Genomic DNA, 24,804 nt, shown 5'->3' with positions numbered 1-24,804 from the left:
ACATACCTTAGCAGCATAAAAATATCTATTTTGTCTAACTTTTGTGTTGCACTTCATTTTGAGGCGGCTCTTTTCTTTATCTCCGTTCAAATTGTGTTCGATAAGTCAACGTTTTCCTTCAAGTCGTGGAAAATGCATTATTTAGAAAACAATAAGATCAATTGTTTGGAATAAATTGGAGTTCTTTGGAAGTATGAGTGAATGGTTCGGCACCCTTTTCTGTCACATGAACACAATCCTCAATTCTAACACCTGCTACACCTGGAATATAAATTCCGGGTTCAATAGAGAAACACATACCAGGTTCAAGTTGTAGATTGTTTCCTTCCATGATTGAAGGAAATTCGTGTTCGCTTTGACCCATACCATGACCCAAACGATGAATGAAATATTCTCCATAACCTGCTTTTGTAATAATATCTCGGGCAATCTTATCAAGTTCAGCAGCAGTCATGCCTAGTTTTACAGCATCCTGTGCTGTCAGTTGTGCCTCTAAGCATACGTTGTAGATGTCACGGGCTTTTTCGCTCAATGTATCTCCAAAGGCAACTGTGCGGCTTGCATCAGAGATGTAGCCATCAAAGACAACTCCAAGGTCAAATAAAACTAGTTCATTAGCTTTTATGAAATCCTTTTTAGGTACACCATGAGGTTCCGCAGCATTTGCTCCACTCTGGATTATCGTATCAAAACTGGTATGCATGATGCCCTTTTTCTTTAATGCATATTCAATTTCGGCAACGATATCTTGTTCGGTTTTTGCTGTGCTAAGAGCTTTAAAACCTGTTTCAAATGCAAAATCAGCCCATTTTCCTGCAATCTCTAATTTCTTGATTTCATCAGGTGTTTTAATAAGTTGTAATTTTTCAATAAAAGGTGTCAAATCCCCAGCAAATGTTGCATCGGGGAATTTTTGTTTAATAGTCTCAAAACGATTTACGACAAGATTTCCCTTTTCAATTGCCCATTTTTTGGGACTATTAACTCGATGTAAGATCTGACTTTTAATTATTTCGTATGGGTCTTCGTGATCTAAATATCCATAAACGGGATATTTCCAGCCAGTATCTTTGACTGCCTCCACTTCCAGTGCTGGTGCAAAGATAAATGGATCTTGATCTGGGAAGATGAGCAATGCTAAAACGCGTTCAATAGGATCACTTTCAAATCCTGTCAAATACTGAATATTTTTGAAATTACTAATGTAACCAAGTTGGTAGTTATTTTCTCCTAACCAGCTTTGAATAGATTCAATGTGTGACATTTTATCGCTCCTTTAAAATTTAATAAATTTATTATAGCATATTAGGAGGACAATAGATTATGGTTTTCATAAACTGAAAATCTCATGAAAAGGTAACAAAATGGACTATGAAACGCTTGCAAAAGTGTATTTTTTTTGCTAAATTATAGGGTGTTATGAAAATGATTTGAAAAGAGAACTATCAAAAGGAGAGTTAGTTATGGATAAACAAACAATTACAATTTATGACGTAGCACGTGAAGCTGCTGTGTCTAGGGCAACAGTTTCACGAGTTGTTAATGGTAATCCTAATGTTAAACCTGCAACACGTAAGAAGGTTCTGGAGGTAATTGATCGACTTGATTACCGACCAAATGCTGTAGCAAGAGGTTTAGCAAGTAAGAAGACAACAACTGTGGGTGTTATAATCCCAGATGTTTCTAATGTATACTTCTCTTCTTTAGCACGAGGAATTGATGATGTTGCAACAATGTACAAGTACAATATTATTCTTGCCAACTCGGATAACAATAGTCAAAAGGAAATTCAAGTTTTAAATACACTTTTGGCAAAACAAGTTGATGGCATTATTTACATGGGCAATAAAATTAGTGATGAACTAAGAACACAATTTGATAGAAGCAAGACACCAATTATTTTGGCAGGTTCTGTCGACCCCAAGAATGAAATTGGTAGCGTGCATATTGATTATGTTGCTGCTGTCGAAGAAGCTGTTTCAGACTTGATTACCCATGATAATAAAAAAATTGCTTTTGTCTCTGGACCACTGGATGAAGCTATAAATTCAAAATATCGCTTGAAGGGATATAAGAATGCTCTTGCAAAACACGATATAAGTTTTGATGAAGACCTAGTTTTTGAGACAGATTATAGTTATCGCGCTGGTGAAATTTTGTGGCCCGCAATTGTCTCTGTCGGTGCAACTGCAGCTTTTGTAGGAGATGATGAATTAGCAGCAGGTGTTATGAACGGTGCGCAAGATGCCGGAGCTAATGTTCCTAATGAGTTTGAGGTCGTTACAAGTAATAATTCAAAAATAACAGAAATTGTTCGTCCAAAACTATCATCAATAACTCAACCGTTATATGATATAGGGGCTGTGTCAATGCGATTTTTAACAAAATTGATGAACAAAGAGGAAGTTACAGAAAAAGTTGTTGAGTTACCTTATGGCTTCATTAAGCGCTCGTCAACCAAGTAAAATTCGGGGGCATATTGATTGAAACGAAATTTTAAAATAGATGCTAATACCTTCTTATTATTAGCATTTCTTGTGATGGCAATCTTGTTTATTAGTTCTTCAATGACGTATAAGCAACAGACTTCTGTTCCTTTTTTAGAAAAATATTTGAGTGCGGAACCGTTTAAAAATATTTTGAGCGGTGTTTCATTCAACTATGCTACTGAAAAAATTAGTATAGCGGAGGTTGGATATTTTAAATTTGTAGAGTTCTTTTTGAGAAAGGGTGCTCATTTTTTCTTTTATTTTTTGATGGGAACATTCCTGTATTTAGGCCTAAAGAAACGGCTAAAAAGTATTTTGTTAACGGTTGTGACTGCATTTCTTGCTACAGTGGGTTATGCTGCGCTTGATGAATTTCATCAGATGATTACTGGTGGGCGGACACCACTGTTTCAAGATGTAATGTTGGATGGTATCGGTGGAATTGTTGGAATTTTGTGTGTCGGGATATATTTTGAGAGAAAAATTAAGTAATTTAAAAATTCTTGCTTTAATGAAACTTTTTTGATATGCTTTACTACGATTGTGTTATCACTTTTATAATAATTTCGGAAAGAGGTATTAGAAATGTCAGGACATTCTAAATGGAATAACATCCAAGGCCGAAAAAATGCCCAAGATGCTAAACGTGGAAAAATTTTTCAAAAGCTATCACGAGAAATCTATATGGCGGCAAAGAGTGGTGGTCCTGACCCAGATTCTAATCCACAGTTACGTTTAATGGTCGATAAGGCACGTGCTGCAAATATGCCAAAAGACAATATCAAACGTGCGATTGATAAGTCGACTGGTGCAGATGGTGCAAATTATGAAGAGATTACTTATGAGGGATATGGTCCAGCTGGAATTGCCATTTTGGTTCATACATTAACTGATAATCGTAATAGAACGGCTTCAGCAGTTCGCGCTGATTTCACAAGAAATAGTGGGAATTTGGGTGAATCTGGATCGGTAAGCTTTATGTTTGATCGTCGCGGTTATATAGCTATTGATCGTGAAGATTTGGATGTTGATGAAGATCAAATGTTTGAAGATGTGATCAATGCAGGTGCAGAAGACTTACAAACTTCAGATGATGTTTTTGAAATATATACAGATCCAAAGGATTTTGCAGAGGTCAGAGATGAACTTCAAAAGAAGTATGAATTAGATACTGCAGAATTGACGATGATACCGCAAACTTACGTGCCAGTCCCAGAAGATAAGGTTGAACAATTAGAGCGTTTGATTGATCGACTTGAAGACGAGGATGATGTTTCAGAGGTCTATCATTCTGGTGAATTTCCCGATGCTTAAGTTATAATTAAATTGAATTTTGTATCCCTTGTTAGTTGTTGGTCTTAACTAACGGGGATATTTTTTTAGAAATGATATAATTTAATTCAAAAGGGGTGCAGAATAATGAAGAGAATTACAATTCTTGGAAGTATTAATGTTGATGTTATTTTGGAAATTTCCCGCCTACCTAAACCGGGTGAGACAATGCCAATGAAGTCACTTTCAACTGCAGGTGGAGGAAAGGGTGCCAATCAAGCAATTGCTGCGGTGCGTAGCGGGGCGGCTACAACATTTATTGGTAAAGTTGGTGATGATGCATACGGAGAAAAGATGCTTACAATATTAAAAGAAAATAATATTGATACATCATCAGTAATTATTAAAAAAGGCGGACAAACTGGTCAGGCATATATTTTGTTACAAGAATCTGGACAGAACAGTATAATCATAAACGGGGGCACTAATCGTGAAATAACTGCCAATGATGTGATAAAAGCACAAAATAGTATCAAAAATGCTGATTTCTTGATTGCCCAATTTGAAGTCGATATTGAGCGAATACTAGAGGCTTTTATAATTGCTCATAAGAATAAAGTGGTGACGATTTTGAATCCTGCCCCGGCTAAAGATATTACAGATGACTTACTAAAGATTACAGATTTGATTGTTCCCAATGAAATCGAAGCGCAAATGATGACAGGAATCGAGATTACGGACGAGAATACTGCTGCTGAAGCTGCCAAAATATTGCGCAAGAGAGGTGTAAAAAATGTCATTATTACACTTGGGAGCCAAGGTGCTTACTATTTGACTGAAAGCGAAGATGGACTTATTCCCGCGTTAAGAGTAAATGCAATTGATACAACAGCGGCCGGTGACACATTTATTGGAGCATTGTGTTCCCAGTTGGAAAATAACTTAGGGAATATTAAAGAGGCTATCAAGTATGCTACAAAGGCTTCATCTATTACAGTTCAAAAGCTTGGAGCAATTCCTTCAATTCCAACAATAAAACAAGTTAATGGATAAGAATGAAATATCAGTAACAAAAAACCGCAATTTTTATTGCGGTTTTTTTTGTATGATAGAAAATGTTCTGCGTACTTATGGTACAAGGAGGTGAAATCATTGAATGAAGTGGTTCAAGGAATATTTGAAGCTGCAATTAAAAAACATGCAAGTGATATTTCTATGCATCCATATCTTGATGCATATGAAATTAGACTAACAATAATGGGAGAAAGCCAACTTTATCAAGTAATCGATTTTGAGAGAGGAAAACAAATAATTAATAATCTCAAATTTCGTTCTAGCATGTCTTTGAGTGAGCATAGGAGACCACAAACTGGAGCAATGACAATCCGTAATGGTGTCTATAGCCGCATGGCAAGCGTGGGTGATTTCTTAGGTAGAGAAGCAGTTGTTATTAGATTGATATATCAAAGAACAAGTGATTTGAATGAGTATTTTTTTGAAGAACAATTGAATTTGATTTTGAGTAAAGCACAAAACAAAGGGTTAATTTTGTTTTCAGGACCGGTGGGCTCGGGTAAAACTTCAACAATGTATCAGGTTGCTCGTAAAATAGGACAACAAGTTATGACTATTGAGGATCCGGTTGAGATTTTTGAACCAAGGTTTTTGCAATTACAGGTCAATAACTTGGCACAAATGGATTATCCAACCATGATAAAGGCAACACTTAGACATAGATTTGATGCACTAATCGTAGGAGAAATACGTGATGAAGAAACAGCAATAAATACTGTGAAAGCAGCATTAGGAGGACATTTAGTCTTAAGTACTGTACATGCTCTGAATGCTGCTGGGGTGGTTAATAGAATGATATCCTTTGGGATTAAAAGAGAGGATTTGAAACAAACACTGAGGTTGATTAACTATCAAAGATTGATTCCAACTGTGCAAGAAGGAAGAAGTAAAGTGTTATTTGAACAGTTAACACATGAACAGTTAGAAAGCATAGAGGGCAAAGATACCAAAATATCATGTGATTGGGGTGAGAAACTTGCGGAATGTTTACAGAAAAAAAAGATTACAGAGGATATTTTTGAAAAGTTTAAGGAAGGATGACAAAATTAATTGGTCAATAAAGCAACAAACGCTATTTTTTAAAACATTGGGAGATTTAATTTATTCTGGTTTTTCATTGAAGCAATCTCTTAATGATATAATGATTTTTTTCCCAAAACAAAGCAAAATTTGTAGGATAATCCAGGAAAAGATTGAAATGGGCAACACTTTTTGTTCAGGATTGGAAGGATTGGTCAATCAAGATACGTATAACCAACTTTTTATAGCAGAAAGATTTGGTTTTCTTTCAAGAAGTTTAAAGCAAATTGGTTCATTAAGGGAAAAAAGAGAGGAACAAAGAAGAAAATTAGTGGGAGTATTGTTATATCCAGTAATGTTGTTAATAATGCTGGGTGGGTTAAGTATAGCGATGCACTTTTTATGGCAGCCACAAATGGCAGATTTAGGTATAAAGGCTACAAGTACTAATCGATACAATATTTGGGGGCTACTTGGATTGTCTGTAACTTTTGTTGGTATTTGCCATGAAACAAGAAGATATTCAAAATTACCTATTTTGAAACAGAGGCAAAAACTATGCAAGTTGCCTGTTATTGGTAGCTTATTTAGGGAATACTATGCGTACTACATTACTTTTAACTTGGCGATTTTACTAAAAGAGGGAATGAATATTAAGGAAGTGTATTTCTTCTTGAAAAATTTTAAGGAGAACACATTCTTGTATGAAATTGGTAGAGAACTAGGAAATAATTTAGAAAGTGGTAATGACATTCATGAACTTATTGCTAAATATGATTTTTTCCCTTCAGAAATAAGTTTGTTTCTACAAAAAGGAAAGATGCTGAGTTTAGTCGGAGAAGAGCTTTTTTTCTTTTCCGAAATGATTTACAAGAGGTTAACGCTCCAAATCAATCGTCTGATAGAGATGGTACAACCAATTTTGTTTATTATTATTGCGATAATAATAGTTGTTACGTATTTAAGAATGTTAACACCAATTTATAGTAATTTAGGAGGAGCATAAATATGGTGAGAAAAGAAAAAAGACTATCTGCCTTTACTTTAATCGAGATGTCAATCGTAATTTTTATCATAGGAATATTACTATTGCTGATAATGCCAAAACTTGGTGCACAAAAAAGCAATGCACAAAAAATCGGTGGTGAGGCATTCACAGAAGTGGTTCAGACGCAAGCCGACTTATACAAAAGTGATACTGGTGATACAACAGTTTCGCTTGATCAACTATATGAAAAGAGTTATCTAAGTAAAAAACAATATGAAAAAGCAAAAAATGAAAAGATTGTAATTGATTCTGATGAAGAAACAAAATAAAGGGGGATTTACATTAATAGAAGTTATGATTGTTTTAAGTATTTCGATTTTCATGTTACTGATTTCAATTCGACCTATTCAAAATAAATACAACGAAGTTGCAGAGGGAATCTTTTGGAAAAAATTTGATGAAATGTGGATAAGGTTGGTTACGATTGTTCCAAAAAGCGGACAAAAGGGAAACGTATACTTCTATAATGATAAAGCGATTTTTGTGGTTAGCAATAAAGAAAAAAAGTATCTTTATTATCCTCGAGGCCTGCATTTATACCAATATCAGAATATTCAGATTTCAGCAAATGGTCGAGTAAAACCGGACACAGTTGTTTTCAACTCTGAGGTGACTAAGTTGAAGTATGTTATTACTTTCCAACTTGCATGGGGTGATTATCGTATTAAAAAAGAGGGGCAGTAAAGGTTATTTGCTTGCAGAAGTTGTAATTGAAATGGTTTTGCTTTGTGGATTGACCAGTTTGTTTTTTAATGAACAGCATGTTCTTGTCAGACATGAGAAAGAACAAATAGAAAAGTTGAGAGAAATAGACAAAGACTTAAATGTCAGTAAGAAGATGGTGATCGAGGGTTACGAAAAGTTATCAGAGAATGAAAGACAAGAAATTGATAAATATAAGGTTTACAGGTGGGATGATGAGAAAAAATAATTATGGATTTACATTGTTTGAAGCACTCCTAACACTGTTACTAACAGTTATGATACTACTAACATTTAGCTTTGCAATGAGTACAAGTAACAAAATAAATGAAGAAACAAAAGAGCAAGATTTTTTTAAATGGCAGCAGGCAATGGATGCATTATCGTATGAGTCGATGAGATTAGAATTTGTCAGCCAGAGTGGAAATGTTACAAAATTGTATAATGAATCAACAAACAAGGAATATCTTTTGTATTTAAAAGATGGCGTCCTTAAGCTGACAGGTGATGAAAGTGGTTATCAGCCACTTTTGGATGATGTCAGCTTTTTTAATGCTTTGTATGATAAAAAAGAATATACATTGAAAATCAGATCTAAATTTCACGGAAGAGATTATTATAGTGAATTGGTGTTACCAATTAAAAAAGGAGAATAAAATTTTTGAAAAAATCGGGTGGCTATGTTATTTTTTCAGCACTAACCTTGCTCATGATTATGGGATTGATTTTTAGTGCACAAATGTATTACTATTGCATTCGTTCGTCAGCACTAAAAAAAACAATTGATTTTAAAAAGGCTGAGATTTTAGTTAATTTAGCAAAAACTAATAATATAGAAAATAATGAGGTTATAGATTTTTATGATGGTACCGTAAAAAAAATTTCGGATGGGTTTATAGTAAATTTGAAATCAGGGGAAAAAATAACAATTACGATTGATGAATCAGAGGATTAAATATAGTTTATGGATTGAAATTATATTTTTTTTTCGTTAAACTAGTATAGGTTATCATAAATGGAGTGAAAAGAATGAATTTAGAAAAAATAAGCAGTGCTTATAACTTGTTTGATAAAGCAATAAATTTGTTAAGAGAAGACTTAGATTCTTCCTATATGGATGCTTTGGTCGAGACTGGAGATAATTTGCTTGAAAACGGGGAGATAATGGTTGAAGATGGCAAACCAACAGAAAAAGTTATTAAAGAACTGGAACATATTTATGCCGAATTTTTAGCAATCAGTCTTTCACCAGAGGAGATGCGCCAGGTTATTCAATTCGCCTTGGTTAATGCAAGTAAGGTCGACAAGATCCAACCGAATCATCAAATGACACCTGATTCAATTGGATTGTTAGTTGCATATTTATTAGAACGAATATTAGGTCCAAAGGAAGAAATTAAGATTTTAGATATTGCTGTTGGAACTGGTAACTTATTGAGTACTTTAACGAATCATCTGAAGCAAGGTAAAGTAAAAGAAGTTGAGTTATTTGGTGTTGATAACGATGATACGCTATTAGCCGTTGCAGGAATGAGTCTGAAGATGCAGCAAATTGAGGCACATCTATATCATCAGGATGCAATTGATAATTTGGTTACACCAAAAGTTGATGTTGTTTTAAGTGATTTACCGGTAGGATATTATCCAATTGATGAACGTGTAGTTAATTTTGGAACCAAAGCAAAGAATGGGCATTCTTTTGTGCATCATTTATTGATTGAACAATCTATTTTGCAATTGCTTCCAGGTGGGTGGGGAATATTCCTTGTACCTAAGAATTTGTTTGAGTCAACTGAAGCCAAAAGTTTACTTGAGGTAATTCAACAGCAGGCACATTTCCAAGGAATATTGAATCTGCCAAACGACTTGTTTGCATCGCAAGATAGTGCGAAGTCGCTCTTGTTGTTACAAAAACGTGGGAATGGAGCAAAGCAAGCAAATCCAGTCCTTTTAGGTGGCTTTCCAGCTATCAAGGATAAAGAAGCTTTTACAAAATTTTTACAACAAGTTGATAATTGGATAAATAAAAATAAGTAAGTATACAATATTGTTTATTTTGGGAGAAAGAGAATAACATGAAAATATTAGCCGTAAATGCAGGTAGTTCAACACTAAAGTGGAAATTGTTTAATATGCCCAGCGCAAAAGTAATTGCTAAAGGACAAATTGAGCGTATAGGACTTGATGGTGCAATAGAAACTACCGAGTTTGCAGAAAAGAAAATAACTGAACAGATTCAGTCAAATAATCATCAAGAAGCAGTTACTAGACTCCTCGAATTGCTTAGAGAATATCATATTGTTGAGCAGCTTGATGAGATTAAAGGTGTCGGACACCGCTTTGTTAATGGTGGGACTGTTTTTAGTAAATCTGTGGTTGTGAATGATGAAGTCTTAGCCAAAATGGAGAAGTTAAAGGTACTAGCTCCTTTGCATAACCCTGCGAATATTATGGCAATAAGAGCATTTAAAGAAGTATTACCTGAGGCACTCAGTGTAGCGGTTTTTGATACTGGTTTTCATCATACTATGCCAGAAGAAAATGTTATTTATAGTATTCCTTATGAGTATTATAAGAAGTATCATGTACAAAAATTTGGAGCACATGGCATAAGTTATCGCTTTGTTTTTAACAGGTTGTTAGAACTGACTTCAAAAAAGAAAGCTAAAACAAACACTATTTTAATGCATTTAGGATCAGGTGCTTCGATCTGTGCAGTTAAGGGTGGTAGGTCAATAGATACCAGCATGGGCTTTTCTCCTGTTTCAGGAATTACTATGCAAACTCGATCTGGCGATGTCGATCCATCCTTGCTGATATACTTAGAGAATCAGTTGGGAGTTAGTTCTACGAGAGTGCTTGATATTTTAAATAAGGAGTCGGGAATTCTAGGAATTTCTGGAATATCTCCAGATATGCGGGAAGTCTTTGCACAAAAGGAGACCAATCATCGTGCTGACTTAGCAGTGAAGATATTTATTAATCGGATCGTTAAGTATATTGGTTCTTATGCAGCAGAATTGGGCAGAGTCGATTCACTTGTTTTTACGGGTGGAATTGGAGAAAATGTACCGTTTATTCGTAGAATGGTTTGTGCACAATTAGGTATTTTTGGAGTTAAACTGGATAAACAATGTAATGAGAACGCAATGGCTGTAGAGCAGAAAATAAGTAGTATTGATTCTGCCGTTGAGGTATGGACAATTCCAACAAATGAAGAATTAATGATTGCCGAAGATGTCTATAACTTAGAAAATAACTAAAAAAAACAGCATGGATATTGTTAAAGAAGATATCAAGAAAACAATCTACGAGTAGATTGTTTTTTTAATACAAAATAAGTTGTAAGATATTGAGTGGGTATCAGGGACTAGGAAAAAATATCTAAGTAGTTTGAAGGAGGTTGTCATGACTGAGAAAATTACAATTTTACACACAAATGATTTACATTCACACTTGGAGAATTGGCCTAAAATTAGAAGATATTTGATAGAGACAAGAGCAAAATTACAACTTGAAGGTAACCAAGTTTTGGTTTTCGATTTGGGGGATGCAATGGACCGGGTGCATCCGCTGACTGAAGCAACCGATGGAAAAGCAAATGTTGAACTAATGAACACGATTAATTACGACGCCGTTACGATCGGAAATAATGAAGGAATTGGTAATTCACATGAACAATTAGACAATTTATATCGGAATGCTAATTTTCCAGTTATTTTAGACAATATAAAAAATCAAGATAGCGGTCGTCTTCCCTCATGGGTAAGAGCAAATAAAATTTTTAAAACCTCATTCGGTACTAAAATTGGAGTTTTGGCATGTACTGCACCTTTCCCCGCAACATATGAAATGAACAGATGGTATGCGGAAAAAGTTGAAAATGTACTTCCTAAACTATTGGCAGACTTAAAGGATAAAGTTGATATAATTATTATGCTTTCACATCTTGGAATTGATGTTGATCGAGCATTGGCAAAAAAATTCAAAGAAATTAATATTATTTTAGGAAGCCATACCCATCATCTGTTGGTCAAAGGTGAAGTTGTGGATAATACGTTACTCTGTGCGGCTGGTAAATGGGGTCAATATATCGGTAGGGTTGATTTAGAATGCGACCATAATGAATTGATGAAAAGTAGAGCAAGTGTTGTTGATGTTGCAAAATTGCCAGAATTTAATGGTGATTTAAGAGAAATCAATAACTACCAGCAAAAGGGTGAAAAAATGCTGGATAGCAAAAAAGTTGCTTTGTTACCTAAAGATTATCTGGGAATTCAAAAAGAATGGTCACCACTCATGCAAGCAAGTTTGAAGGCTATCGAAGGTGTTACTGGAACAAAAATTGCGATTTTAAATGGCGGTCTCTTTTTAGGTGACCTGCATCAAGGAATAATATCAAAAAATGATTTGCATCGTATCTTGCCTCATCCAATGCGAGTAATTAATGTTAGATTAAATGGTTATAATTTATGGCGCTTAATTAGAGAAATGGAAAAGAATCGCAACCATTTGCGAAATACAGTTGTAAAGGGAAATGGTTTCAGGGGAAAGGCATTTGGTGAAATAGTGTATGATGGAATAAAATATGATTCGCTGTCGAAGAATATTTTAATCCATGGAAGAATGATTGATCCAGGTGCAGATTATGAAATAGCAACAGTGGATAATTTCGTATATTGTCCCTTCTTTCCGACATTGGAAATTGCTGGCCATATTGATTACTTGGGTGACCGCTTTTTGAGAGACATTGTTGGGGATTACTTTGGAGAAAAATTTCCTGTATAATAACCTTAGAATTGAGGAGCGTGAAGAATGAATAGTGAGAAGAAGGAGCGTCGTGAAGCACAATTGGCAAAGAAGGCCGAGACTATTAAGGCATATGCCAGCGATGTTCAAGTAAAAAGTGACACACAGTTATTAATTGATGGTCATCCTTATGTGATTGAAAAGAACTTTCGTAATGGGTTTGATGTTGAGAAACTTAAAGAACGATTCAGCCAGATACTTACAAAATATGATTATATAGTAGGTGACTGGGGGTATGATCAGTTGAGACTTCATGGCTTTTATGCGGCAGACAGTAAAAAGGGGTTTCCTTCACAGAGCATAGACCATCTACAAGATTATCTTTTAGAGTATTGCAACTTTGGCTGTGCATATTTTGTGCTGCATAATTTGGATGTTGTTAAACCTGTTAAGAACACTAAGAAACGGCAAAATCGAAATAACAGGAAGAAGAATACTGACTTTGGTGCAAAGGAAATGCACAGAAGGTCAAGAGAAGTAAACCGAAAAAAGAAACCATATGTTTCCGAAAAGAAATTTGAAATACATGAGCGAAATAATAAAAAAGAAAATGTTGCTGTAGCAACTATTAAACGAAATAATGCAAGAAAAAGACACTTTGTTATCAGACAAAAAAATGAACAAAAAGATTCAAAAGTGTAAGAGGAGAGAGTAGAAGATGAAAAGCTACAAGGGTTATTTGATTGATTTGGATGGAACAATTTATCGTGGAAAAGAACCGATACCTGCAGCAAAGAGATTTATTGATAAACTTCAAGAAAAAGGAATTCCTTTTTTATTTGTCACGAATAATAGTACACAGACTCCAGAAAAAGTTGTCCAAAATTTGAGTGAAAATTTTGATATACATGTAAACGTTGATAATGTGTATACTTCGGGTCTAGCAACTGCGGACTACGTTGCTGACTTAGACGAGAAAAAAAGAAGTGCATATGTAATTGGTGAAAGCGGATTAAAAAAAGCCCTCTTTGATAAGGGATTTACATTCGAAGAAGAGGAACCAGATTATACAATTGTTGGGTTGGATTATGATGTTACCTATCATAAATTTGAATTAGCAACACTTGCGATTAGAAATGGTTCTAGGTTCATTGGAACTAATGCTGATACTAATTTGCCTAATGAAAGAGGACTTGTTCCTGGAGCCGGTTCTGTTATTTCCCTCGTAGAATGTGCAACACAGCAAAAGGCTACATACATCGGTAAACCAGAGCCTATTATTATGGAGAAAGCGCTGAAAAGAATTGGCTTGTCTAACAACGAGGTCATAATGGTTGGTGACAATTATATGACAGATATTTTGGCAGGAATCAGAAGTAATATTGATACATTGCTCGTCTATACAGGCGTGTCGACGCACAAACTTATTGAGCAAAAAGAAATCAAACCAACGTATGAAATCGAATCACTTGATGAATGGAAATTCTAGATGTTAAAAGACAGAGGAAGAAATTTTATAGCTGCTCTTATTCTTTTTTTGTTTATTTTATCTTTGAGTATCACTATTACAATTAATTTTACGCCACTCTATCATTTTTTTGTTCTTAAGGACGATCTAGGTAGTTTAGTTGGGTTGAGTAATCAAGAATTGATGAAAGAATATTATCGTTTGCTTTCTTTTTTGAACTATCCCTGGGTCAATAGTTTGAATTTAACTTTACCATCTTCGGCTGATGGAATTCATCATTTTTTTGATGTAAAACATCTATTTTTTGTTAATTATTGCGTATTGTTACTAACTGTCGTACCTTCATTTTTGATCGTAAAAAAAATGAAGGCGGAAAAGAGCCAATGGAAATTAATTGTTCCGGCAAAGCTTACGATGTTAGTCCTTTTTGTTTTGGTTATGATAATGGTACTTAATTTTAATAAATTTTTTATCATATTTCATGAAGTATTGTTTAGAAATAGTGACTGGCTTTTTGATCCAAAACTAGATCCGATAATTAATGCATTACCCGATACTTTCTTTATGGCGTGTTTTATCTTCTTTTTTTGTTTGATAGAATTATTCTTATGGATTGGTGTTATCTATGGGAAAAGGAGTTTGCGGTAATATAAAATTCTTAGAGGAAAGCTGCTTAATTTTTTATTTTAAAATTAAAAGAATTATAATTAAAAAAATTCTTGACAAAGAGGATTGTCAAGATTAGAATTCACTGTAACGAATTAATCTTTTTTTAATTATATATCTTTTGAAGAGAAGAGTAGCTATATTGAATTGAATACAGAGAACTTATGTTGGCTGAGAGTAAGTATCGGTTTGAATGGTGAAGATGAACTTGGATATAGAGGTGTGCGGTGCAAGCTGCATATTCGGTAGGAACCGTTATTTTTCCGGATATTGTTTTTACAATATCGTTGAGACACGGTTTTAGTGTGAAAAAAGGGTGGTACCGCAATTGATGTTTGCCCCTTGTTTATTGGTAACAATAGACAAGGGCTTTTTTTGTACAATAATTAAGATTGAGTGGTGGTTAAAGAAAAGATTAATAATGGTAAGTAGAAATAGGGCTTCGGATAATTTAATATAAAAATTAACAAGAGATGAGTAATTCCTTTGAAAAATTTACAGAGAGACTACGTTGATGAGAGTAGTTATTGAAGCAAATGAATGAAGATGGTCTTTTGAATTTAATTCCAGTGTGAGCTTTTTAAGTAAGTGGTGGACAGGAATGCCTGTTATAGCATCACAGTTATAAACAGCATTATTTTTATGACTTGGTAAGAATATTCAAAGTAATTTGATATTAAATAACGAGTGGTAACGCGAAAAAATCGCCTCGTAGTCGGAAATGACTATGGGGCGATTTTTTTACAGAATCAGGAATCATGGGTTTATTTCAATAAAAATTGATAGGAAAAGTGTGGAGATTTGTAATGTCTGAGTTTGATACAAAGTTAGTTCATGGAAAAAGCCAAAATGATAATAATACCGGAGCGGTAAACATTCCGATTTATAATTCGTCAACTTATATTTTTCCGAAAGTTGATGCTAAAGTTCGTTGGGATTATGCACGTTCTGGAAACCCAACAAGAAATTATTTAGAAGATCAAATTGCAGAATTGGAAGGAGGATACCAGGGGTTTGCTTTTTCATCAGGTTTAGCAGCAATTCATTCAGTATTCTCAATTTTTTCACCAGGAGATCATATCATAATTGGAGATACTGTGTATGGTGGAACTTTTAGATTGATAAATCAAATATTCAAGAAATGGCATCTAGAGTTCACGGCAGTCAATACACAGGATGTGTCAGTTGTAAGGAATGCTATTAAAGAAAACACCAAAGCTATTTATTTTGAAACATTTTCCAATCCCTTACTGAGAGTTACAAGTGTTAAAGAAATTGCCAAGATTGCAAAAGAAAATAAATTATTAACGATTGTCGATAACACTTTCCTGACGCCATATCTGCAAAAACCGCTCAAACTGGGTGCAGATATAGTTATTCATTCTGCCACAAAATACTTAGGTGGACATTCTGATGTGATTGCTGGTGCTGTAGTTGCTAAAAATAAAGAATTAGCAGAACAGATTTATTTTAATCAAAACGGAATTGGTGCAGTTTTATCTCCAGAATCGTCTAACCTGATTAGAAGGGGGATTCAGACATTAGCAGTCAGGATGGATAGACATCTTAGCAATACAGCGAAAATTGTGAAATTTTTACAAGACCGTGACGAAATTAAACGGATATATTTTCCGGGTTTACAAGGAACAAAAAATTATGAGATTGCTAGTCAAGAAATTAACGGCTTCGGTGGACTTGTTTCTTTTGAACTGCAAGACGGTTTGGATGCAATCAAATTCGTTGAGAGTCTCAATCTGATTCAACTTGCGGTTAGCTTAGGGGCAGTCGAGAGCTTGATTGAATTACCTTACAAAATGACTCATGCTGAACTTTCAAAAGAGGAACAAGAAGAAATTGGAATAACCTCTCAGCTAGTTAGATTATCAGTCGGGATTGAATCGCCAGTTGATTTAATTGCAGATATTCAACAAGGACTCGATTTATTACATTATCACCGTTGAAGTGTGATCTTACATGTAAGAAATTGTGATACTTGTAGCACAAACAAAAAATTTGGTGAATTAATGATTAATTTTAACAATTGGAGATGAGTTTAATGAGTAATGAATTCGATACAAAAAAGATTCATAGCGGATATGACCCGAAGAATTTTGGTTATTCTGCAACTGTTCCAATTTTTCAAAGTGTTGCTTTTGACTTGGAAAATACTGAACGTGCAGATCAAATAGTTCGCAATGAATTACCAGGGTCCTTTATGTATTCAAGAGTTTCTAATCCAACGGTCGATATCTTTGAAAAAAGAATTAATGATCTTGATGGCGGTGTTGGTGCGGTTGCAGTTGCTTCCGGTATGGCAGCTATCACCTATGCGGTTTTAAATGTTGCTGAAGGAGGTGGAAGAATTATTGCTCCATTAGATATCTATGGAGCCTCTCTGGATGAATTTAGGACACTCTTACCCAAGTATAATATCAATTTTGATTTTGTTGAAAATATTAATGATTTCGATAAAATTCAAGAACTTATAAGGCCTGATACGAAGGCAATCTACGTCGAGAGTGTTTCTAATCCGATTACAAACATTGCAGATATATCACAGCTAGCCGAATTAGCACATAAAAATAAAATTCCACTGATTGTCGATAATACTTTTCCAACCCCTTATCTGTTCAATCCAATTAAATTTGGAGCCGACATTGTTGTCTATTCTTCAACTAAAGGTATTAGCGGCCATGGTAATGTTGTGTCTGGAATAATTGTTGATGGAGGAAAGTTCGAATGGACTAAGGAGAAATTCCCCCAATTTTTTGAACCCGAATTAACCTTAGACGAAGAAGGAAGAAAAGATAGCAGCTTTGTAGGAGTATTTGGCAAGAAGGCTTTTATTGCACATCTTCGTACAAAGTATTTAAGACTGATGGGAGCAGTATTAAATCCATTTGCGGCTTATCTTGGATTGCTTGGACTTGAAACACTTTCGGAGAGGGTTAATAAAGAAGTCCTGACGGCCTTGAAGATTGCCCAATATTTAGAAAAAAATGAGCACATCGAAAGAATTTTTCATAGTGGGCTTTTAAATACACCCCAAAAGGGCTTGGTTGAAAAATATTATCCCAATGGAATAGGAACAGTATTCTCATTTAAATTAAAGGGAACTGTGGAAAACACCAGAAAATTATTGAATAGTGTTAAGCTTTTTACTTACTTGCCCAATGTTGGTGATAATCGGTCACTCATTGTTAATCCAAGTGGAACAACTCACCGTGAGGTACCTGAAGATGAAAGAAAGAGGCAAAATATTTCAGACAACCTTGTTAGACTTTCCATTGGATTAGAAGATGCAGGTGATTTAATTCAAGATTTAGACCAGGCAATCAAACAAGCTTTTAAGGAGTGAGAATAAAGTGACTAAAAAAAGAATTGTAATTGATTTGAAAGATATAATCGAAATGCGTCATTATTTCCATCAATATCCTGAATTATCTAATAATGAATTCAATACCACAAAGAAAATTAAAGAAGTTTTGAACAACTGGGGAGTTTCAATTTTGGAAACTAACTTAAATACGGGACTTTTAGCAGAAATCAAGGGGAAAAAACCTGGTTCGATTATTGCTTTGAGGGCAGATATTGATGCATTACCGGTCCAAGAAGAAACAGAATTAGTTTTTAAATCACTCAATCCAGGTAGGATGCACGCCTGTGGCCATGACTTACATTTAACTAGTTTGTTGGGAGCGATAAAGTATTTTAAAGATAATCAGGATCAGATCGAGGGAACAATCAGATTTTTGTTTCAACCAGCTGAAGAAGCGGGGGGCGGTGCAGAACAGGTTATTGAAAAAAATGTACTTAAAGGTGTGAAGGCCATTTTAGGCTTTCATAATAATCCAAATTTACCAGTTGGTGCCATCGCCTTGCAGGCTGGTCCGATGATGGCGGGCTGCTATAAGTTTGAGATCACAATAAAAGGTCAAGGGTCACATGGAGCAAAACCAGAAAAGGGTCGTGATCCAATAATTACTTTAACTGAGATAGTTGGTGCTTTGCAGACGATTGTAAGCAGAAATGTTAATCCGCAAGACGCAGTAGTTGTGAGTGTCACTAATATTAATGCGGGAAGTGTCTGGAACGTTATTCCAAGTGAAGCTTATCTTCAAGGCACTGTACGTCTTTTTGATGAAAAAAATGCTGAATTAGTGAAACAAAGACTTTTCGAATTAACAGAAGGAATTGCTAGGGCATATGGGCAGATAGTTGAAATAGATTGGAGCGAGCGGGCACTTCCAATAAATAATGATTCAAGTTTGACAGAAGTGGTAATTGATAATATATCAAGTAAGGTTCATAAGCCCCTTTTATCAATGGCAGGAGAAGATTTTGCCACCTATCAAAAGAAGATTCCGGGAGTTTTTGCTTTCGTCGGTTCTAACGGTTCTTCAGATGCAGCAGATTGGCATGAACCGAATTTCATTGGACTTGATGAAACTTTGACGGCGGGAGTCAAATACTTTATTGAAGGTGCTGAAGGATTGTTAGCGTATCTGAGTGAGGAGATGAATTAGAGTTGGAAAATGAACTCCTTTCGCTACTGAATAAAAATTTATTGGCAGTTGAATCATCATTAATTAGAAAGTTTGACGATGAGATTAGCAAGATACCCGATATAGTAAAACTCACATTGGGTGAACCCTACTTTAATACTCCTGATCATATAAAAGTAGCAGGAATAAAGGCAATTATTGATAATCAGACTCACTATGCTCCCAATCGTGGGATAGCTGAGCTTAGAGAAGCAATCAGTGAATATTTGCGGCGCCATTATGCAGTGTCATATGATCCACAAGAGCAAATTATTGTCACGAATGGTGCCAGTGAAGCAATAAGTACAGCTATGAACTCTTTTTTGGGGGAGGGAGATGTGGTTTTGTGCCCTTCACCAGCATTTGGATTGTATAGGAATTTAGCAAAGATAAATGGAGCTAAGTATATAGAAGTTGACACGGAAGACGATAAGTATAAATTAACTCCGGAAAAGTTAAAAACCTACTTAGATGAATATCAAGCGGCCGTTAAGATGCTAGTTCTTAACTATCCCAATAATCCAACAGGAGTAAGTTATTCTGAAAATGAAATAAAAAAACTTGCAGATGTCTTGGAAGAGTACCCAGTAGTTGTTTTGAGTGATGAAATTTACAGTGAACTTGTCTACAAGAAAAAACATGTATCAATTGCATCTTATTTACCGGAGAAAACGCTGCTAGTTAATGGGGTATCTAAGTCTTATGCCATGACTGGCTGGCGTGTGGGTTATCTATGCGGGCCAAAGGAAATAATTACAAATTTGGCAAAACTTCATCAGGCTAATGTTGCGACAATTGGTACTATAAATATGATTGCTGCTGCGGAAGGATTAAGTAATGGTGATGCTGATATAAAAATGATGCGTGCAGAATATGAAAAGAAAAGAGATTTTGTATGCAAGTGGCTAAGAAAAATCGGCTATTCTTTTATAGCAGCTGATGGAGCATTTTATATCTATATCAGATTACCTCTTGATTTTAAAGGTTCTAGTATTGATTATGCGAGAATCCTCGCACAAAGTGCACATGTTGCGGTTATTCCTGGAGCGGCATTTGCAACCCAAGATCAAAAATATTTTCGCATTAGCTACGCTACCTCGGATGACAAGTTGACTGAGGCAATGAAACGTTTAGAGAAATTTGTGAAAGGCAGGCAAAAATAAGTTGACAAGAATAATTGCTTATCATGTTCGACAAGATGAAGAACCGTTTATTGTGCAGTGGAGCAAGGAAAATGAAGTTGAGGTTAAAAGTGTTCCTTTTGAACTTCACACAGATACCGTAAAGTATGCAAAAGGATATGATGGGATTATTTTTAAGCAACGTAGCCGTCTGGATGAAAATGGTTCGATTTATCAAACTTTGAAGAATTATGGAATTCACCAGTTATCCTGTCGTTCGGCAGGAATAGATACAATTGACCTTCATGCAGCTGAATTAAATGGTATCAAAGTGACTAATGTTCCCTCGTATTCTCCGCATGCGGTTGCAGAATTGGTTTTGATGCAGGCAATGCAATTGATCAGACATTACCCAGAGTTCAAGGTACGCTTAGATAATAATGATTATGTTGTCGATGGATTGCGTTCACGTGAACTTTCAGAGTATGTCATTGGTATTGTCGGAGTTGGCAGAATTGGAACCACTGTTGCTCAGATATTTCACAGTTTAGGGGCAACAGTCCTTGGAAATGATTTAGTAAGAAAACCGGAATTGGAGCGAGCTGGAATTTTGAATTACGTTGAAAAGGATGAAATTTATCGAAAGGCAGATATTGTGACTTCACATGTTTATTTGAATAAGAAAAATATTCATTTAATCGATCAAAATGCTTTTTCCAAGATGAAGCCAACTGCTTTTTTGATAAATGATTCTCGGGGACCTGTTGTAAACACTGTTGACTTGATAGCTGCCTTGAAGAACAAGCAGATTGCAGGAGCAGCATTAGATGTTGTTGAGGAGGAAACCAAGATTTTTAATTTGAAATTTGGTAGGCAGACTCCAGTAGCCAACTATAATTTGCTTAAGCAATTGCCAAATGTGATTTTGACACCGCATATTGCATTTTATACAGATATTGCGGTTGAACGAATGGTGAAACAGGCTCTAGATGATGCATTGACCATCATTCAAGGAAAATGCAGTTCACATGAAATAAGTTTCAAGGGAGAATAAAAATGGTTGAATTCAGAAAAATGACGATTAATGATTATGAGCAGGCGCTTGCTTTATGGGAGAGAACACCTGGGATGAATCTTCAGTCTTTAGACAATACACGGGCTGGAATTAAGAGAGTAATTGACCGCAACCCTGATCTGTGTTTTATCGCTGAAGAACAGGGAATAGTAATTGCAACAATCCTAGGAGCAACTGATGGTAGGAAAGGCTATTTTTACCATGTTGCGGTTGCTGAAAGTTTTCAACATCAGCAGATTGGAAGGAATTTAATTTCGAAGGTTCTAGAGGAATTTAGGCTCAAAGATATTGAAAAAGTTGGGTTGTTTACAGTTAAGGATAATATTGAGGGACAAAAGTTTTGGGAACACTTAGGATTTAAGGAGCGTCCTGATATCAAGTATTTGGATTTGGATTTGTAAGTACTAGTGGTAGAAAGAAACGACAGTTAGCAATCGTAGTGACCCTCTGAAGGAATAAAGATGAATTATGGCTAAGAAAATACCCCCACGCTAAAGTTTTTTAACGTGAGGGATATTTTTTAATTATGTTTGTTTAGAAAATTTAAGGTGTGGCTCTTAATTAGTGCTTTTTTTGAAAGCTCCTATTATTGCTGGAATTAGGGAAACAACAATAATTCCAATTACTACTAACGAAAAATGTTCTTTTACGAACGGAATGTTTCCGAAGAAATAACCTGAACCACAGCATAAAATCATCCATGCCGTAGCACCCAGAATATTGTAACGGAAAAATTTGTTGTAAGGCATGTGACTACTGCCGGCAACAAATGGAGACATTGTCCTGATAATCGGCATGAAGCGTGCCAGTGAGATTGCAACACCACCATGTTTTTCAAAGAAGGCACGGGTATGCTCAAGATTTTCTTCTTTGATGAATCTTCCTAAGAAAGAATTCTTATTTATAGAGTTCCCTATTTTATGACCTATGAAGAAATTAAGAGAATCTCCGAGAATAGGTGCTAACCAGAATAACAAGACAAACACCCAAATGTTTAAGTGATATGTAGAATTTGCTGCTAGTGCACTTGCGGCAAAAAGCAAAGAATCACCAGGTAAGAAGGGTAGTATTACAGCACCTGTTTCAACAAATATGATTGTAAATAAAATGAGGTAAGTCCAATTCCCAAACGTATTGACAATTGTTATTAAATGGGTATCAATGTGTAAAATAAAATCAATTAAAAAACTCATGAGTTACTCCTTACTTTATTAGTTTAATTCTGGAAAGTTTTTAATGAGCTGAGTGCTGTGAGCGGCTTGGCGAATATCGGGATGGATTATGTTCATTGCGCTATTAATAGCGATAGGAGCCTCACCAAAGCCTGTGGCAATCAGATTGACTCGTCCAGGATAGTCGATTATATCGCCTATGGCAAAAATTCCTGGAATGGATGTTTCCATGTCAGTTTTCACTTTAATCAGATTATGTGCTGTTTCAAGGTTCCAGGATTTAAGTATTTTGTTGTCAGAAACGAAGCCATAGTTTACCAGAAGAAAGTCAACAGTTATTTCTTTTGTTTCATCAGTTTTTACTTTTTTAAGAGTAATTTTCATTTTTTCACTTTCAGAGTTTAAACCACTGATGAGGTAAGGCGTCTCAAAAATTGTATTTGTTTTTTTTAATTGTTCAATACTGTTTTCAAGGGCTCTGAATCTGTGTCTTCTATGAATCAAGCTGACTGATTTAGCAATGTTTTGTATTTCAAGTGCCCAATCGACGGCTGAATCGCCACCTCCAGCAATTGCAACATCCTTACCACGGAAATCTTGGAGATTTTTTACGAAGTAACGAAGCTGTTTATTTTCGAACTTATCTGCGTTTTCAACGGCAAGTTTTCGCGGCTGAAAGGCTCCAACGCCAGTCGCAATGATAATGGTGCGTGAATAAGTTTTTTTCTTTGTTGTGGTGATTACAAAACCCAAATCGGTTTTAGCAATATCTTGGACAGTTTCATTTAAAAAAATATCAGGTTTAAATTGATCATTTTGACTTAAAAGATTACTAATAAGATGATCACCCTTAATAGAATCAAACCCTGGGATGTCATATAAGTTTTTTGCTGGAAATAGTGTACTGACTTGACCGCCTAACTGGTCAAGACTTTCAATCAACTGTATTTTGGCTTGGCGCATGCGAGCATACGTTGCTGCAAAAATTCCGACAGGACCACCGCCAATGATGGTAATATCGTAGTAATTTTCGTTTTCCATTGTAATGCTCCTTTCAATTATGTACACTAAATTACATTAGCATAATTGGTTTACAAAATAAATTAAATTGGAAAAATATTTAGTATTTCGATAAAATGAATTATGTAAAAAGAGGAGGAATTAGGAATGTTTCCACAATTAGAAGAAGATAAGACAAACCCAAAAGTAACATTGCAGACAAACCATGGTGATATCGTTATCGAGCTTTTTCCAGAGAAAGCTCCTAAAACGGTTGAGAATTTTCTTAAACTTGCACAAAATGGTTATTATGAAGGTGTTATTTTTCATCGGGTGATAGCAGATTTTATGATTCAAGGCGGTGATCCTACAGGTACTGGTATGGGTGGACAAAGTATTTGGAATAAATCTTTTGAAGATGAGTTTTCAAACGAGCTTTTTAATTTAAGAGGGGCATTGTCTATGGCAAATGCTGGACCAAATACAAACGGAAGCCAGTTTTTCATTGTTCAAAATAAGAATCTTCCTGGTCAAATGATAGAACAGATGCAACAAGCAGGGTACCCTTCTGAAATAATAGAAGAGTATCGAAAGGGTGGTACACCATGGTTAGATCATCATCATACAGTTTTCGGACAAGTTCGCTCTGGGCTAGCTGTAGTTGATGAAATTGCCGGTGTTGAAAGTATACAAGACAAACCGGTTAATGATGTAATAATTAACAAGGTTATTGCTGAATAGTTTTTGGTAAGAGGTGACAGCAATGGAATATAAAATCGGATCAATTGTCGAGGGAAAGATAACTGGAATACAGGCATATGGGGCGTTTGTTGCACTCGATGCTCATACTCAAGGCTTGATACATATTTCAGAATGTCATCACGGCTTTGTTTCTGATATTCATCGTTATCTGAAAACTAATCAAACTGTTAAAGTAATGATTATCGATATTGATGAGTATACTGGGAAAATAAGTTTATCATTAAGGTGCATAAAAGAACCACACATTAATCTAAAGGGAGACCATATCAGATGTGAGCACAAGCATTATTGGACAAACTACAAAGTTAATGATGGTTTTAAGCCAATAGAAATACGATTGAATGGTTGGGCTGATGATGCGTTGCATGATATAGAAAATGAATTGAAAAAAAACTAAAATAATACTTGACTGTGAATGAATAAATTGATATTATATTTTTTGTTGGTCATTCAGTGATTGTTGTGAAATTAGAAAAAATTGCTGTTTTCCAAAATGAATATTATTGGATATTTATTCGTTTTTTTGTTTTTTATAACAAAAAATGTTGACAATCATCTAACAATCAAGTATCATTAAATAGTTGCATTAAGCAATTAAGTAGACCTTTGAAAACTGAACAAAGTTTCGACAAATCAAATGTGT

Annotated in this window: 28 protein-coding genes; 25 read left to right on the top strand and 3 right to left on the bottom strand. The window is 35.1% G+C overall.

The genetic code is table 11. The features are described from left to right. Positions 1-157: 157 nt before the first annotated feature. A complete protein-coding gene (locus IV36_RS10540) occupies positions 158-1,264 on the bottom strand; it encodes a M24 family metallopeptidase (RefSeq protein ID WP_056992360.1) in 1,107 nt (368 codons plus the stop codon). Between the two features lie 199 nt (positions 1,265-1,463). On the opposite strand from IV36_RS10540, the gene ccpA reads away from it, so the two are divergent. The 23 genes from ccpA to IV36_RS10425 all read left to right on the top strand — a co-directional run bounded on the left by ccpA (position 1,464) and on the right by IV36_RS10425 (position 21,629). Further along, on the top strand, positions 1,464-2,465 hold the full coding sequence (gene ccpA / locus IV36_RS10535; protein ID WP_056992358.1) for a catabolite control protein A: 1,002 nt from the start codon (positions 1,464-1,466) through the stop codon (positions 2,463-2,465). A gap of 18 nt (positions 2,466-2,483) precedes the next feature. Then, complete coding sequence (locus IV36_RS10530; RefSeq protein WP_056992357.1) at positions 2,484-2,981, top strand: VanZ family protein; 498 nt, start codon at positions 2,484-2,486, stop codon at positions 2,979-2,981. Between the two features lie 93 nt (positions 2,982-3,074). After that, positions 3,075-3,803 (top strand): YebC/PmpR family DNA-binding transcriptional regulator, encoded by a 729-nt coding sequence (locus tag IV36_RS10525; protein ID WP_056992355.1) that lies wholly within the window; start codon positions 3,075-3,077, stop codon positions 3,801-3,803. Positions 3,804-3,908: 105 nt separating this feature from the next. Continuing rightward, on the top strand, positions 3,909-4,814 hold the full coding sequence (gene rbsK / locus IV36_RS10520; RefSeq protein WP_056992353.1) for a ribokinase: 906 nt from the start codon (positions 3,909-3,911) through the stop codon (positions 4,812-4,814). Between the two features lie 99 nt (positions 4,815-4,913). Continuing rightward, positions 4,914-5,876 carry a competence type IV pilus ATPase ComGA gene (gene comGA / locus IV36_RS10515; RefSeq protein ID WP_056992351.1) on the top strand — a complete coding sequence of 321 codons (963 nt, stop codon included), beginning with the start codon at positions 4,914-4,916 and terminating at the stop codon, positions 5,874-5,876. After that, entirely contained in the window at positions 5,794-6,861 is a 1,068-nt protein-coding gene (locus IV36_RS10510; RefSeq protein ID WP_338086410.1) for a type II secretion system F family protein, read from the top strand. Before comGA ends, IV36_RS10510 begins: the two co-directional genes overlap by 83 nt. 2 nt (positions 6,862-6,863) lie before the next feature. Next, a complete protein-coding gene (comGC, locus tag IV36_RS10505; protein ID WP_056992348.1) occupies positions 6,864-7,172 on the top strand; it encodes a competence type IV pilus major pilin ComGC in 309 nt (102 codons plus the stop codon). Next, complete coding sequence (locus IV36_RS10500) at positions 7,156-7,587, top strand: type II secretion system protein (protein WP_056992346.1); 432 nt, start codon at positions 7,156-7,158, stop codon at positions 7,585-7,587. Before comGC ends, IV36_RS10500 begins: the two co-directional genes overlap by 17 nt. Before the next feature lie 7 nt (positions 7,588-7,594). Further along, positions 7,595-7,834 carry a hypothetical protein gene (locus IV36_RS10495; RefSeq protein ID WP_056992345.1) on the top strand — a complete coding sequence of 80 codons (240 nt, stop codon included), beginning with the start codon at positions 7,595-7,597 and terminating at the stop codon, positions 7,832-7,834. Further along, positions 7,818-8,261, top strand: coding sequence for a competence type IV pilus minor pilin ComGF (locus tag IV36_RS10490; RefSeq protein ID WP_056992343.1), 444 nt, complete (start codon positions 7,818-7,820; stop codon positions 8,259-8,261). The genes IV36_RS10495 and IV36_RS10490 overlap by 17 nt, the downstream gene beginning before the upstream one ends. Before the next feature lie 5 nt (positions 8,262-8,266). After that, positions 8,267-8,560: a hypothetical protein gene (locus IV36_RS10485; RefSeq protein WP_056992341.1), complete on the top strand. Its 294-nt coding sequence runs from the start codon at positions 8,267-8,269 to the stop codon at positions 8,558-8,560. A 74-nt stretch (positions 8,561-8,634) separates the two neighbouring features. Then, the gene (locus tag IV36_RS10480) at positions 8,635-9,642 is read left to right on the top strand and encodes a class I SAM-dependent methyltransferase (RefSeq protein WP_056992339.1); all 1,008 of its coding nucleotides are present in this window, start codon (positions 8,635-8,637) and stop codon (positions 9,640-9,642) included. A gap of 38 nt (positions 9,643-9,680) precedes the next feature. Further along, a complete protein-coding gene (locus tag IV36_RS10475; RefSeq protein WP_056992337.1) occupies positions 9,681-10,868 on the top strand; it encodes an acetate/propionate family kinase in 1,188 nt (395 codons plus the stop codon). 145 nt (positions 10,869-11,013) lie between these two features. Then, complete coding sequence (locus IV36_RS10470) at positions 11,014-12,393, top strand: bifunctional metallophosphatase/5'-nucleotidase (protein WP_056992336.1); 1,380 nt, start codon at positions 11,014-11,016, stop codon at positions 12,391-12,393. Positions 12,394-12,420: 27 nt separating this feature from the next. Further along, a complete protein-coding gene (locus tag IV36_RS10465; protein WP_056992334.1) occupies positions 12,421-13,056 on the top strand; it encodes a YutD family protein in 636 nt (211 codons plus the stop codon). Between the two features lie 16 nt (positions 13,057-13,072). Further along, positions 13,073-13,843, top strand: a complete 771-nt coding sequence (locus IV36_RS10460) for a TIGR01457 family HAD-type hydrolase (RefSeq protein ID WP_056992332.1) — start codon at positions 13,073-13,075, stop codon at positions 13,841-13,843. Next, positions 13,844-14,470, top strand: a complete 627-nt coding sequence (locus tag IV36_RS10455; RefSeq protein WP_056992330.1) for a TIGR01906 family membrane protein — start codon at positions 13,844-13,846, stop codon at positions 14,468-14,470. A gap of 824 nt (positions 14,471-15,294) precedes the next feature. Beyond that, positions 15,295-16,449 carry a trans-sulfuration enzyme family protein gene (locus tag IV36_RS10450; RefSeq protein ID WP_056992328.1) on the top strand — a complete coding sequence of 385 codons (1,155 nt, stop codon included), beginning with the start codon at positions 15,295-15,297 and terminating at the stop codon, positions 16,447-16,449. Positions 16,450-16,544: 95 nt separating this feature from the next. Beyond that, on the top strand, positions 16,545-17,846 hold the full coding sequence (locus IV36_RS10445; protein ID WP_056992326.1) for an O-acetylhomoserine aminocarboxypropyltransferase/cysteine synthase family protein: 1,302 nt from the start codon (positions 16,545-16,547) through the stop codon (positions 17,844-17,846). A 7-nt stretch (positions 17,847-17,853) separates the two neighbouring features. Next, entirely contained in the window at positions 17,854-19,014 is a 1,161-nt protein-coding gene (locus IV36_RS10440; protein ID WP_056992324.1) for an amidohydrolase, read from the top strand. Positions 19,015-19,016: 2 nt separating this feature from the next. Further along, positions 19,017-20,195, top strand: coding sequence for an aminotransferase class I/II-fold pyridoxal phosphate-dependent enzyme (locus tag IV36_RS10435; protein WP_056992322.1), 1,179 nt, complete (start codon positions 19,017-19,019; stop codon positions 20,193-20,195). A 1-nt stretch (position 20,196) separates the two neighbouring features. Beyond that, positions 20,197-21,207 carry a D-2-hydroxyacid dehydrogenase gene (locus IV36_RS10430; protein WP_056992320.1) on the top strand — a complete coding sequence of 337 codons (1,011 nt, stop codon included), beginning with the start codon at positions 20,197-20,199 and terminating at the stop codon, positions 21,205-21,207. Between the two features lie 2 nt (positions 21,208-21,209). Beyond that, the gene (locus IV36_RS10425; protein WP_056992319.1) at positions 21,210-21,629 is read left to right on the top strand and encodes a GNAT family N-acetyltransferase; all 420 of its coding nucleotides are present in this window, start codon (positions 21,210-21,212) and stop codon (positions 21,627-21,629) included. Positions 21,630-21,785: 156 nt separating this feature from the next. On the opposite strand, the gene IV36_RS10420 is transcribed toward IV36_RS10425, so the two are convergent. Both IV36_RS10420 and IV36_RS10415 read right to left on the bottom strand, forming a co-directional pair. After that, complete coding sequence (locus tag IV36_RS10420; protein ID WP_056992317.1) at positions 21,786-22,421, bottom strand: VTT domain-containing protein; 636 nt, start codon at positions 22,419-22,421, stop codon at positions 21,786-21,788. Positions 22,422-22,439: 18 nt separating this feature from the next. Next, the gene (locus tag IV36_RS10415) at positions 22,440-23,441 is read right to left on the bottom strand and encodes an NAD(P)/FAD-dependent oxidoreductase (RefSeq protein WP_056992315.1); all 1,002 of its coding nucleotides are present in this window, start codon (positions 23,439-23,441) and stop codon (positions 22,440-22,442) included. A gap of 126 nt (positions 23,442-23,567) precedes the next feature. Here IV36_RS10415 and IV36_RS10410 point away from each other — a divergent pair, with 126 nt between their 5' ends. Beyond that, a complete protein-coding gene (locus IV36_RS10410) occupies positions 23,568-24,140 on the top strand; it encodes a peptidylprolyl isomerase (RefSeq protein WP_056992314.1) in 573 nt (190 codons plus the stop codon). Positions 24,141-24,162: 22 nt separating this feature from the next. Beyond that, a complete protein-coding gene (locus IV36_RS10405) occupies positions 24,163-24,558 on the top strand; it encodes a CvfD/Ygs/GSP13 family RNA-binding post-transcriptional regulator (RefSeq protein ID WP_056992312.1) in 396 nt (131 codons plus the stop codon). The last annotated feature ends 246 nt before the right edge of the window (positions 24,559-24,804 follow it).

Origin of the sequence: Liquorilactobacillus mali, from assembly GCF_001437155.1 — a bacterium.
Classification (GTDB): domain Bacteria; phylum Bacillota; class Bacilli; order Lactobacillales; family Lactobacillaceae; genus Liquorilactobacillus; species Liquorilactobacillus mali_A.
The sequence above is the reverse complement of the archived record's forward strand: the minus strand, read 5'-3'. Positions and strand labels throughout refer to the sequence as shown.